This is a genomic window from Alloacidobacterium dinghuense (genome assembly GCF_014274465.1).
Classification (GTDB): Bacteria; Acidobacteriota; Terriglobia; order Terriglobales; family Acidobacteriaceae; genus Alloacidobacterium; species Alloacidobacterium dinghuense.
Window position 1 is genome coordinate 4,431,257 of the sequence record NZ_CP060394.1, and the last position, 12,792, is coordinate 4,444,048.

General features: G+C 55.0%; 9 protein-coding genes and 1 tRNA gene. 5 read left to right on the forward strand and 5 right to left on the reverse strand.

Annotation, left to right across the window (positions count from 1 at the left end; translation table 11 throughout):
* Nucleotides 1-72 precede the first annotated feature (72 nt).
* From H7849_RS18290 to H7849_RS18300, 3 genes are all read left to right on the forward strand, one after another.
* Nucleotides 73-1,209: a DUF6599 family protein gene (locus tag H7849_RS18290; RefSeq protein ID WP_186741356.1), complete on the forward strand. Its 1,137-nt coding sequence runs from the start codon at nucleotides 73-75 to the stop codon at nucleotides 1,207-1,209.
* Between the two features lie 451 nt (nucleotides 1,210-1,660).
* Nucleotides 1,661-2,218: a potassium channel family protein gene (locus tag H7849_RS18295; protein ID WP_186741358.1), complete on the forward strand. Its 558-nt coding sequence runs from the start codon at nucleotides 1,661-1,663 to the stop codon at nucleotides 2,216-2,218.
* A 60-nt stretch (nucleotides 2,219-2,278) separates the two neighbouring features.
* Nucleotides 2,279-2,354: transfer RNA gene (locus H7849_RS18300), tRNA-Thr, on the forward strand.
* A 50-nt stretch (nucleotides 2,355-2,404) separates the two neighbouring features.
* On the opposite strand, the gene H7849_RS18305 is transcribed toward H7849_RS18300, so the two are convergent.
* Together H7849_RS18305 and hrpB are read right to left on the reverse strand one after the other, a co-directional pair.
* Nucleotides 2,405-3,760, reverse strand: a complete 1,356-nt coding sequence (locus H7849_RS18305; RefSeq protein ID WP_186741360.1) for a serine hydrolase — start codon at nucleotides 3,758-3,760, stop codon at nucleotides 2,405-2,407.
* Between the two features lie 74 nt (nucleotides 3,761-3,834).
* Nucleotides 3,835-6,171 carry an ATP-dependent helicase HrpB gene (hrpB, locus tag H7849_RS18310; protein ID WP_186741362.1) on the reverse strand — a complete coding sequence of 779 codons (2,337 nt, stop codon included), beginning with the start codon at nucleotides 6,169-6,171 and terminating at the stop codon, nucleotides 3,835-3,837.
* 194 nt (nucleotides 6,172-6,365) lie between these two features.
* Between hrpB and H7849_RS18315 the strand changes: the two genes are divergently transcribed.
* On the forward strand, nucleotides 6,366-7,301 hold the full coding sequence (locus H7849_RS18315) for a tetratricopeptide repeat protein (RefSeq protein WP_186741364.1): 936 nt from the start codon (nucleotides 6,366-6,368) through the stop codon (nucleotides 7,299-7,301).
* A gap of 61 nt (nucleotides 7,302-7,362) precedes the next feature.
* Here the strand turns inward: H7849_RS18315 and H7849_RS18320 are convergent, their stop codons facing one another.
* The 3 genes from H7849_RS18320 to H7849_RS18330 all read right to left on the reverse strand — a co-directional run bounded on the left by H7849_RS18320 (nucleotide 7,363) and on the right by H7849_RS18330 (nucleotide 9,833).
* Entirely contained in the window at nucleotides 7,363-7,953 is a 591-nt protein-coding gene (locus H7849_RS18320) for a hypothetical protein (protein WP_186741366.1), read from the reverse strand.
* A 355-nt stretch (nucleotides 7,954-8,308) separates the two neighbouring features.
* Nucleotides 8,309-9,091: an enoyl-CoA hydratase-related protein gene (locus H7849_RS18325; protein WP_186741368.1), complete on the reverse strand. Its 783-nt coding sequence runs from the start codon at nucleotides 9,089-9,091 to the stop codon at nucleotides 8,309-8,311.
* A gap of 109 nt (nucleotides 9,092-9,200) precedes the next feature.
* Nucleotides 9,201-9,833: an FMN-binding negative transcriptional regulator gene (locus H7849_RS18330; RefSeq protein WP_186741370.1), complete on the reverse strand. Its 633-nt coding sequence runs from the start codon at nucleotides 9,831-9,833 to the stop codon at nucleotides 9,201-9,203.
* A gap of 1,729 nt (nucleotides 9,834-11,562) precedes the next feature.
* On the opposite strand from H7849_RS18330, the gene H7849_RS18335 reads away from it, so the two are divergent.
* Complete coding sequence (locus H7849_RS18335; RefSeq protein ID WP_186741372.1) at nucleotides 11,563-12,765, forward strand: reverse transcriptase domain-containing protein; 1,203 nt, start codon at nucleotides 11,563-11,565, stop codon at nucleotides 12,763-12,765.
* The last annotated feature ends 27 nt before the right edge of the window (nucleotides 12,766-12,792 follow it).

Below are 12,792 nucleotides of genomic sequence, written 5' to 3' on the forward strand. Positions count from 1 at the left end.
TAGTGAAAAAAACTGCGGCACCTGGACTCTGCAACGAAACGCTTGCGGTGGTAGTCTCAACAACAAGCCGTTATGTTTCGCCGCTTGTTTTCCATCGCAGTCCTCGCCGCAGTCTCCACTTGTAATTGTGCAGCGGGGCCTCCTGGGGTCCCGTTTCCACCTGACAAGCTCCCGCCACCCCCGATTTTGCCTGCTGACTTCGCAGGATGGCGCCAGGCAGTCGCTCCACAGCGAAGCACCGCACCCGAAGCAGCCGACCAGGCCAATGCCGCAGTGCTGCACGAATACGGCTTCGCGGAATTCGCTGCAGCGAACTACACGCAACCCGACAACAAACTGAACGTGCGCGCCATCCGTTTCCAGGATGCAACCGGCGCATACGGAGCTTTCACTTTTTACCGACGTCCGGGCATGTTGAAGGAAGACATCGGCAGCGATGGAGCATTCGATGGTGCCCACGTTCTTTTCTGGACCGGAACCATTGTGATCGATGCAACCTTCGATCACCTGACCGCCATGTCCGCCGCACAACTGCGTGAACTGGCAAACGATCTTCCAAAAACCAGCGGCCCCACATCAGTCGCGCCGCCACTTCCAAAATATCTGCCCATCACATCGCTTAATCCAAATACGGTGCACTACGCTGTTGGCCCAGTGGCGTATGCGCGCAGCGGAGGGGTCCTGCCCCCAAATGTGATTGACTTCGACCGAGAAGCCGAAGCGGTAACGGCGAATTACACCACACAGAGCAGCGATGGCACGCTGACGCTTCTCATGTATCCCACGCCGCAGATGGCGATCCATCAGCAGCAGACGATACAGACGCTGCTGAAAACCGGGAACTCACCACAAGCCGCATGGCCGCAAGCACTCGCGGACAGCAATGAAGCGAGCCTGCTGGTTCGCCGCAGTGGGCCGCTCATCGCCATCACCAGTGGAAGCTTCTCTGTCGACGAAGCACGTAAGCTGCTGAACTCCATCAATTACAGCGCCGACATCACCTGGAACCATCCCGAAGGATACGTCAGTGAAGCCTCGAAGACAGCGCGCCTCTTGCTGGGCATCGCCTATCTCACAGGAATTCTCGGGGCGGCAGCCATCATCTTAGGTCTGTTCTTCGGGGGTGGGCGCGCCGCACTTCGACGATTGCGCGGCAAGCCAATTTCCACCCTGAACGATGAGGAGTTCATCAGCCTGAAGCTGCGATAAATGCGAAGAAGAACGGATTTGCACCAAACGCAGTGCAGAACTAATTTAAGTATCAGAAATTAAACCCGTTACAGATCAAGACCTCGCTCATGGCGAACAGAGGGCGAAATTCTGTGAATTTCCGACTGAAACAGGACGAGTTCTGTAACCTATTCATTTTTAATGGATTATATTGCTCCTGATTTTGCCTTGACACCCCTTTGGTGCACCCATAGTATTTCGCCAGAAAGTTCTGATGGCTTTGCCTCCGTTGGAACTATTCTCCCTAAAGAAGGAAGCCGCCCTGTTGCCGGGCGGCTTCTTTCATTCTCAGGCCTCAATTTTTGACGTTCGAACTGACACTGTCCAGGTGCCCACACGAATTCAATCACGACCCGACATCTTGCTCCCGATATCCCTCTTGCTCGTTATTCTGCTGTATCCCCTCCTGGATCAGGGCGACCTGCGGAGAATGTTCCTCAGTGCATTGATGTTCGTGCCCGTCATTCTGTCGACAGTGAAGTTATCGCAAACAAAGCGATGGATGAGGGTATCGGTTCTTTTGATGCTCGGCGTCCTGGCCTTGGGCGTGGCAAGTGTGATCTGGCCGAATCGAACTCTACTCGGAATCAAATGGGGATTGCTGGCTGTATTCTTTTGCCTTGCTGTTATAGGGCTCTTCTCATACCTGAGGAATGCTGGTTCCGTTACCAGTGAGCATCTCTATACCGCGATGAGCATTTATCTGTTGCTCGGGATGGCCTGGTTCGCTGTTTACTGCGCGATGGATGTCGTCTACCCCGGCTCCTTTGGGCATCCCAACAACACCGTTTCCGATCGTCAGAGCGAGTTGTTGTACTTCAGCCTGATCACTCTTTCAACCGTCGGTTACGGCGATGTGGTTCCGCTTCAGAGCGAGGCACGGATGCTGGCTGCACTGGAAGGCATCACGGGTGTTCTCTATGTCGCGATCACCGTTGCGATATTAGTCAGTGCTTACCGGCGTCAGAATTCATCCGATCAGGCATAGCGGCATACCCTCCCCGTGAGTGTACGCATCCCTTGCTTTACGATAAAATTCAAAGAACAGGCCGACGTAGCTCAGTTGGTAGAGCAGCCGATTCGTAATCGGCAGGTCACCGGTTCAAGTCCGGTCGTCGGCTCCAAGCCCTTCTAAATCAATGCCTTTTTAAGCGTATAAAGAGTATTCCGCACGCTATTTCTTCACACCCTTAGTGTCCCTTCCACCCTGGTGTAGCACCAAGTGTGTGACCTCACCTTTATCGTTCTTGAAAAATTCGATCCGTGCATCCACCACTTTCAGGAAGAACTCGGTCTCGGATTCTGCGAAGATCGGGAACTTGGGCTGATTCGTAGCCTGCTCCATCAATTGATTGCCTTCGAGGGTAATCACCATGCTGAACGTCGGCGCTAGTTCATAGGTGCCGACATACTTGGCAAGGACGGCCGAAGGCACAGTGACTTCTTTGCGCTCCGAAGGCAGTACGACCTTTTCGCCGTGAACAACCGCCGCGAGCTTTGCAGCAATATCTCCCGGTGCACCCCCATTAAGATTTCCAAGCACCACGACAGTCAATTTCTCATCTGGATAGTAAGCGAGTTCGGTATTGAATCCCTCGATGCCGCCGCCATGGTCAATCTCTTTGTGCCCGTTCACGCTTCGCACCATGAGCCCGCATGCATAGTTCTCTTTAAAGGGCGTGGTCATTTTCTTCAATGACACAGCAGAAAGAAGCTTACCCCCGAACAGCCCTTCTTCCCAGCGCAGCAAATCGTGAGTCGTGGAGTAGAGAGCACCCGCCGAAAAAGGAATGCTCATATCAATGTAGCCCGCTTTCTCCGGACCGTTCGTTCCAGGGGAGTAGCCGTAGGCGCGATGCAGAATGATTGCGGTATTCGAGTCGTACCCGGAATCGTTCATGCCCAGCGGCTTGAAGATGTTCTCTTCAACGAAGTCCTTGTAGCTCTTGCCGCTGATCTTTTCGATTAAGTATCCCAGAAGCACATATCCGGAGTTGCTGTAGTTCCACTTTTCTCCCGGCTGGAACTCCAGAGGTTTGTCGCGAAAACGGGCGACCAGTTTCTCAGGCGTAGTCGGCGTGGCCTCACTCGAGTGATAGTCCGGAAAGCCAGTGAAGCTCGGAATTCCGGAAGTATGCGTCAACAGGTTGTAGATCGTGATTTTGTCCCAAGCCGGTGGCGCATCGGGCATGTACTTCTTCACCGGATCCTCAGTTTTCAGCTTGCCGCGTTCCTCAAGCAGCAAAATGGAAGCGGCAGTGAACTGTTTTGTGATGGATCCCAGCCTGAATTTCGCTTCCGGTGAGTCCGGTATTTGCCACTCCAGATTGGCGTAACCATAGCCTTTGTCGAGAAGCATCTGTCCATCCCGCGCCACAAGAACGGATCCCATAAACTGCTTGCCCGTTACATAAGACTGCACAACCTGGTCCATGCGCCCCGCACTGTCCTCCGCGCGCGGAGCCGTGCAGCCAATCCAAAGAATCAAAACAGGCGCGATGCGACCGAACAGGCGTCGATATATTTCCATGCTCACTCCTGGGCCTTGCCAAACGGCGTGAGAAGAATACCGTACCGACCATCCCTTCGTTGCGCGACAGGCTTCTAGGGTCGCTCAGGCCATGATTGCTTTGGATATCGCCGCATCAGCTCGCGGCGAACCTGGGGATAGAGCCTTTCCCAAAATCCGGCCAGATCCGTGGTGGTCTGCACCGGTCGATGATTCGGCGCAAGCAGGTGAACGACCACCGGTGTATGGGCTTGCCCGATTCGCAGAGTTTCTCGCATGCCGAAGAAGTCCTGCAATCGCGAAGCAATCCAGGGTGCCTTGCCGCGTTCGTAGTGAATCTTCGCTTGCCGTCCACTCTGCAATCGCAGCGATTCGGGCGCGATCTGATTGAGTTGACGGACACCGACCTTCCGCTCCAGCATTTGGATGAAGGTTTGTGATGCGGTTCTCAGTTCCGCAAAGCTCAGCAATCCAACGCACAACTCCCGAAGCGTTTGCAGTACATCCGGCGGCTCAAGACCGGCAAACTCAACCCGCGACAAGAAGAGATCAAGCTTGTCTTGATCGACAAAGCGTCCCATCCCCGCTTCGATCGCCTTCTGTGCCAGCAATTCGGCAGCCACTTCGGGCGCAGGCGCGGCGCCGCGCGATTCCTGAATCACTAAATCGTCATAGAGCAGCATGCTTACGGCATCCACCCGCTCCGCCGACCGATTCCATACGACGCCGGATTGCTCTCGCACGCGATCCGGAAACAAATCGATCAACCACTCCGGCTCGATGCGTGCTGTCATGCGGACCAATGGCAGAGGCTTATCACTGCGGTCTTCGGCATCAACAGCCACCATAAACTCATAGCGAGGAGGCTGGCCCTTCACCTCAGCCGATGCCCCTGACGAGAGCAGTAACTGATTCCCCGTTCGCAGTCGCGCCACACGGTCTGGAAAGCCTGTCAGCACAGACTTGAGTAGAGCATCCTCATCATGATGTTGGCGTCGAGACGGTCGCGCAATTCTGCGTAGTTGTTCAAGAGGCTGCTCCAGTCGAGGATCCCGACCCTGATCCCGACCCTGATCCATGGCAGAGAGAAGATCGTTGCTCCCCGGCTCGATGCCTGCCGAGAGCAGCGCTGCAACCACGCAGCCGTCCTCCCCCACACCTCGTTTCTGCGCATCGATCACAAGCCGCGACAACCGCGGAGACACCGGAAGGCGCGCCAACTGCCGCACCATATCTCCAGTGGCTCCAAGGCGATCCAGAAGTGAACCGGCGCTTTCCATCGCGCCGTCGGGCGGCGCATCCAGCCATCGCACATCTTTTACCGGATCAATCTGCATCGCGCGCATCGTCAGGCAGAGCTGCGACAGATCGCTGCGCAAAATTTCCGGCGTATCGTGCTCCGCCCGTAATTGGTAATCCTCTTTAGTGTAAAGGCGCAACACGCGCCCGGGTCCGGTGCGCCCGGCTCGTCCCGCTCTCTGCGTTGCAGAAGCCTTGCTCACTCGTCCGACCTGCAGTGTCTGCAATCCGGTCCATCGCGACCAGGTCGCCATTCGAGCCAGACCGCTGTCAATGACAGCGCGTACTCCTTCAACCGTAATCGAGCTTTCCGCGACATTGGTCGCCAATATAAGTTTCCACTGCGATCCTGGCGTGACCGCACGGTCTTGTTCCTCTGGAGACAAACTGCCATGCAACGGCAGAATCACCAGGCCCGCTCGTCGCGCACTCTCTTCACACTCGCGCATTGCCCGGTAAATCTCAGCAGCGCCGGGGAGAAATGCCAAAATATCCCCGGAGTTTTCACGCGCGATCAGCTTTTCCACTGCATCCCGCACCTGCATTTCAAGAGGCTTTGGGGAATAGGGCAAGTGCTCGATCGAAAGCTCAAACAAATTTCCCTTGGATCGTATGATCGGGCAGTCATCAAGATAATGAGCGACCGATGCGGCCTCGAGCGTTGCTGACATGACCACGATGCGCAGATCAGGCCGCCTGCCTTGCAGCAGCTTCAATAAGGCGAGAGCGAGATCGCTTTCGAGATGGCGTTCGTGAAACTCATCTAGTACTACGGCCGCGACACCTTTGAGATTCGGGTCTGAAATGAGGCGCCGCGTCAACACCCCTTCAGTCACAAACCGCAGCCGAGTGCGCGGGCCCGCGACTTCGTCAAATCGAACCTGGTAGCCAATCGTTTCGCCGATCCGTTCACCCATTTCCGAGGCAACTCTCCGCGCCGCCATCCGTGCCGCAATGCGACGAGGTTCGAGCACCATGACCTCACCGTCCACGAGTTTGAGCATCTCGGGAGGAATGCGCGTCGTCTTACCAGCACCGGGTGACGCCTCGATCACGAGGTTCGGAGAGCGCTTTAGGGAAGAGAGGATTGTCGGCAGAATTTCATCGACCGGAAGAACAAGCTTGCGACTCACTAGCTTTCATCGGATCACGCCGTCTGAACGGCGTCAATTTCATTAGGAAAAAGTTGGAAATCCACAGCCGGAATCGAATTAAATACCATTTATCCACGGATTTTCATACTCATCCCCTTGTATCCAAACGCCCCGATGCGCATAATCGCCTCAAGAGGCGGGGTCTATGACTCCAAGGAGAAACGGTTCGCCCTGTGAACCCGTATAACCGTCAGGACGTGCTGCGTATCCTGCGCATCCATCCCAGGCAGTTGCGCGGATGGGAGCGCAGTGGCCTCATCGCCCCTACTGAAACCTATTCCTTTCAGGATCTGGTCCAACTCAGCAAGCTGCGCGATCTCCGCGCCAAGCGGATGTCCGCCGCGAAAATCAGCGAGTCAGTGACCGCCATGCGCTCGGTCTCCGGCATGTCCAACCCACTGGTCGAGGCTGGAACAGCGCGCCGCGGTTCGCGTCTCCTCTTCCGTCATTCCGGCGCCACCATGGAACCCATCGCCCGCCAGTTCGTCTTCGATTTCGACGCGGGCGCCGCCCGCAACACGACGACCTTCGGCAGTACGGTGCTCGATCAAGTCCATCGCGAAGCCCGGGCCAACGGTCTGTTCCTCGACGCTGTCCGCTGCGAGGAAGCTCATAAGATCGCCGAAGCCACCGCGATCTACGGGGAAATCCTGCTGCTCGACCCAATGCATGCGCCAGCCTGCATCAACCTCGGCACCATTCACTACAATCAGCGGCAATTTCTAGAGGCCGAGCGCCTCTACCGTCAGGCCACCGCCGTCGACCCCGAATACGCGCTCGCATTCTTTGACCTTGGCAACGTGCTCGACGAGCTGCAGCATCTTCCAGAGGCCATCGAGGCTTATCGATCCGCCATCCGCCTCGTGCCTACTTACGCAGACGCGCATTACAACCTGGCCCTGGCCTACGAGCGCACCGGACAACGCCGCAAAGCCCTGCGCCACTGGACCGCCTATCTCAAGCTGGACAATACTGGCCCGTGGGCGAACCACGCGCGCGGCCAACAGCGCAAAATCCTGGACCGCGAAAAGCTGACCATCGTGCACCGCTCGTCAAAGCCGCACGCGCGCAATATCCGCCGCACCGCTCCCGCCCTCAAGCTCGTCTAGATTCCAACCTGAAAATGAGAGCTGCTATTTCCGATCGCAGCGCAGTCTTTGCGATTTTCGTTTAACGGGCTGTCCCGGTGGTCGGCCACTCATAGACGACAACGCCAAGATTATTGAGCACTCCCATCGTTGTTTCTACGTTCCGCCGAACCTGCAAACGGTTCGCGCGCGTCTCCGCCGGGTCTTCCTCGACGGCAATCACCCGCCCATACGGCCAATCCTGTGAGGGCAGTGCGCCAAGCGCATCCGGCAAGTCTCCCAGCCGCAATTCGAGTTCCTGCCGCCGCGCTTTTGCCGGCTTCAGCATTGCGCTCGGTAGCGCGGGGCTCCCGGTTTGATCCGGAGAAATCACCCGCAGCGTCACATTCTGTCCGCCCACAATCAAAAAGGGATTGTTCCAGCTCTCCGTCGTGTGAATGGCCATGTAGTGACTCTTTGCTGGCGGCGGAATCTGCTCCAGTTCCTCGCGCGCGGCATCGATCTTTTTGGCCGCTGCCTGCGCCTGTTGTTTCGCCTGTTCGCGCGCCTGCGCCGCCGCATCCGGCGGAGCACCGGCCGCCGGCGTTTCCGAACGCCTGCAACCAACATAGGCTGCAATGAAAATCAGAGCAGGAGCAACAACAAATGCGGTCAGACGATTTCTAAGCTTCATGCAATCAGGGACACTACTGCGCAGCATATCAAGCGTGCGCTCACGCCATCCAGCAAGATTGCGCAGCAGGAAACCGATTGCTTACTACTTTTCCGTCATTCAAACGCGTTTCACCTTCACTCAGGTACGCGTCCACAACGACAAAAGAATCGAATTTTCCCACCCATCCTGCGTCCCGGAATCGGGGAACTTGTGAAAACATTTACTTGACAATGCGAATTCTACAAGAGCCTAATGTCCGCACGGTTTGGTAAAACCATTTACTGTGACCTTCAAAGCCGGTAAATCAGGTTCTACTTTCCGGAATTTGTTGGCCTCCTACGCGCAGTGGACCACATGCCACTGCGCATCTTTTTTATTGGCCCTTCCACACCGCCGCACGCTTCTCCAGAAATGCCTTCGTTCCCTCTGCTTTGTCCTCGGTCGCGCAGCACAGCCCGAAGAGTGATGCCTCCAGGTCAAGCGCCTGCCGCAGCGGCAGATCGTATCCGCTATGCACGGCTTCAAGACATTTCTCCACCGCCAGCGGAGCCTGCGCCGCAATCGTGCGCGCAATGTGCTCGCCACGCGCCACTAGCTGATCGGGCGCGACAACCTCCTCAACCAGCCCAATCCGCAGCGCCTCCAGAGCCGGAATCATCTCGCCCGTAAGAATCATCTTCAACGCGGCGCCCTTGCCTACCAGCCGCGGCAGCCGCTGCGATCCGCCATACCCGGGAATGATCCCCAGCTTGACTTCAGGCTGTCCGAATTTCGCCGTCTCGCTCGCGATCCGGAAGGTGCAGGCCAGCGCCAGCTCGCACCCGCCGCCCAGCGCAAATCCATTCACGCAGGCAATCACCGGCTTTCCGCAGTTCTCAATGCGATCAAACAAGCCTTGCCCGCAGAGCGCCAGAGCATGTCCATCTATCGCCGAAACGCGCGCAAGCTCCTGAATGTCAGCTCCGGCCGCAAAGGCCTTTTCCCCGGCTCCAGTCAGCAAAAGAGCGCGCACGGCAGAATTCGCAACCAACTCCTCCACCGCCGCTCCCAACTCTTTCAGCGTAGCCGCATTCAGCGCATTCAAAACTTTGGGACGGTTCAGCGTAACAACAGCGACAGCGTCGCGAATCTCAACAAGAATGTTTTCGTAGCTCATGGTGAACCGCTGAGTCTAGCATGTCGCGCACTCGGAATGCGAAGGACGCCACGAGCCTTCGCAAAGCTCAGTTCGCCGCCGAGTGTGATCCCGGACTCCTCCAGTAAGGCTACAGCGTATCCGATACCATCTGCCGCATCATCATGCTGTTGGTCGTGTCAAGCTCCTCGAGCCCGGCAATCACGCCCCGCCGGTCAGCCTCCGAGCGATTCTGGCTGACCTTCCACTTACCCTCCAGCCGCTCAATCGGAAGCTCCAGCCCGACAATGCCTTTCACCAGCGACGCCACATAGCCTGCCGGCGCGTCCGTCACCTTCCACGGCTCGGGCGAAGTCGCTTCGTGAATATTCGTCAGCCGCTCCACGTGCGCTCGCAGCCAGGCGGCGTCTTCAATCACCTTCAGATAGCCATAGGCATGCACCACCGCATAGTTCCACGTCGGAACCACCTTGCCCGTCTCCTGCTTCTCCGCATACCACGAAGGAGAGATGTAATGATGCGGCCCGGAGAAGATGGCCAGCGACTCCACATCCGGCGAGTATTCCCGCCACTGTATGTTGGCCCGCGAGATGTGCCCGCGCAGCACGCCCAGCGATCCTTCCTGCTCATCCAGGACCATGGGAAGATGCGTTGCATAAAGACCGGAGATACCGAATGTAATCAGAGAAGCGAACGGCTGCCGCTGCATCAGCTGATGCAGCACGGGAACACGTGTCTCTTCATGATGCCGGGGAATATACATAGTGTAAGTTTTCCTTTTATAGCTTCTCTTCGCACTGAGAAGCGGCGTTTGCAAGACAGAAAATGACACACCAAGAGCACTGAAGGAATCCACCGCGTCGCTCCCGCATACGATCGCAACTGTTTTGGGGGCTTTCTTAAATAGACGCAAAAATCCACCCGAGTGTTTTACGGATTCGCAGAAAAGGGTGCCTCATTTCGGGCAACTCAATGGAGAATAAAAGATTTTTTCGATCGCCTCAAACCATCTTTCTCGCCCCCTGCCCGTCATTCTGAGCGCAGCGAAGAATCTCAACGATCCCTCTCGCTCACCACCTCGAAGCAAAAACGTACGACATGAACCCAAACCACCAACAGAACACGGTTGCCTCATCCTGTCTCCTCGCGCAGTTCGAGGAGATAGAGCCTTCCCTGAGCCTGCCGAAGGGGTGGGGTCGAACAAGACCGCGCAAAGCGCGCACTGATTCAACGGTAGAAGCACCGGCCTTCAGGCCGGTGAAAACGCGCAAGACAACGAGGGGCTTCTTATCCCAGCAACAAGCCTTATTAAGCCGTCATTCTGACGACCAGCGGGAGAGCCTGTCCTGAGCCCAATCGAAGGAAAGAATCTGAACGATGACAGCTGCGCCAGCGGGCGCTCACGAATCAACTAGCAGAGAACAAGAGCGGGCGACTTTTCATTCAATTTGGGAATGTACATGATTCCACCATGGCGAACGAGGGTGAAATTTCTTAATGGTTCGTAAGGGCACGGCTGAAGCCGTGCCATCGAAGCCCCGTCTAAAGAGGCTTTAGCCCCTGAGGTAAACGCGATAAAATCGCGTCCAATGTCTGCTCCACCGCGACCTGTGCATTCTGGAACATTCCTCGTCACAACCGTTACAAATAAGAAAGACGCGTTGAGATCGAGCCCGAGTGGATCGCGAGCGGGCGAGCGGTGGGAAAGCTTTGCACCGCAGTCGAACTATCCCACTCAGACCAAAAGATGGCTTGAATGGCCACCGTCCACTAAGAATTAAATATCCTCTTACTTACTTGTTATTGACGTTTTTGATTCCCACCATATTTGCGCCCTAGTTTTCCGCGTTTTGCGCAGGAAAGGACCTCGTATCCCTCATGCAGATAGAGATATCATTATTCATTGGTGCCCACCGCTCCGTTGGCTGGCAACCTAGCAATTAGGTTTGCGATTCGATGGAGTCTTGGTGGAGGCGTCGCGTCGACACGAAGCGAAGGCGACTGCGAAAAGCGTACGGATCTTTGTCGTACTGCTCAAGCAAAGCCGTTAGTGAAGTTCGGACGACATCCACAGCGTGCAGGCCGGGCCGGTCTTAAGAGACAGTCCACACCTGCAGCGCCTAAAGGTGCTGTCGAGGATAAAAGGAGAACGATGGCAAGTAGCAAGAACCTGGAGGCGAGAGGCGGGCGGAGCTCGAAAGGGCTTGACAAAAAACCAATCTGGTTAGAATTGATAATGGGGTGATCCGGTCGCTGAAAGCGGCCGGGGTTTGTTGCATCTATCTGGCCTGTATAAACTGCACCACCGCTCCGTTGGCTGGCAACCTAGCAATTAGGTTTGCGATTCGATGGAGTCTTGGTGGAGGCGTCGCGTCGACACGAAGCGAAGGCGACTGCGAAAAGCGTACGGATCTTTGTCGTACTGCTCAAGCAAAGCCGTTAGTGAACGCCGCCTGCATCCGTAATTCTCCGCAGGCGGCATAACTTCAACCATGAACGCACAATCAGCCCTCTTTAGAGTCTCTGACAAGGAATTTCTTCGCAAAGCTTGGAGAGAAATCTCCAAACGCAACATGCAGTCCAGAGGGCTAGACAATGTAACCATAAGAGCGTTCAAAAGCCGGCTCGACGAGAATCTGTCTGACATTAGCAATGAATTGCGCACAGGCAAGTATGAGTTCAAGAAGCTGAGAGCTCATGCCATTAAAAAGTCCGGATCTAACAAACCACGTCCACTTCAGATCGCCAGCGTGAGGGATCGCGTTGTGATGAAGGCGATCGCCTTATTCTTAGAACCAAGGTTCAATCAATTTAATCTGGACTGCAGTTTCGCCTTTATCAAAGGACGGGGCGTTACCCCGGCGATTAATCGAATACATCAACTTATCGATCAAGGTAATAAGTATTACTTCGAGGCTGACATAATCAATTTCTTTGGCTCGGTTGACCGCGAAGTATTGTGGCAAATGTTTTCTAAAGAAGTCCGCCAAAAAAGTCTCCTGAGCCTTCTTCGTAAATGTTTCGATTTGGAATTGGAAGATCTTCAAAGCCATCACACCGAATTCCAAGAACTGTTTTTTGGCGCCAATACGGGCATTCCTCAAGGTGGAGTGTTATCTCCAATGCTTGCTAATTTCTATTTGTATGAATTCGACCGAAGAATGGTTCAGCACAGCTTCAATCTAGTGAGGTATGCTGACGATTTCGTAGTAATGTGTAAGAGCCTAGAGGATGCTCATAGAGCACATGGGCTTTGCAGAGACACATTAACGACCCTTAACCTGAAAATTCATACTCTCGACGAACAGGGCTCTAAAAGCAAGATCGGAAGTTTTTCAAAAGACGGGCTGCTCTTTCTCGGTATTCGCTTCGAAGGTCAAGAAATCTACCCAGCAAGCAAAGCGGTGACGAGATTTAAGGGAAAAGTTAAGGAAATTCTAAAACCTGACAGCGGAAACAGTCTCTTCAAGACCTTACAGCAATTAACCAACTTAATTAATGGCTGGGGAAAGTGGTACAAACACATGCGCGTCGCGAATATATATCTAGACGCCGATAAGTTTATAAAAGAGCAGGTCGAAGCCTATTTGAAGGCTTCTGGCATCTTGCTAATTGGTAAGCATAAACGAAGGCAATTAAAGTTGCTCGGTATTCCCTCGCTCTACAACATGATCGAACACTCGAAAAAGCCCTGAATCGGGGGCCGCGACATCAAGATCCGA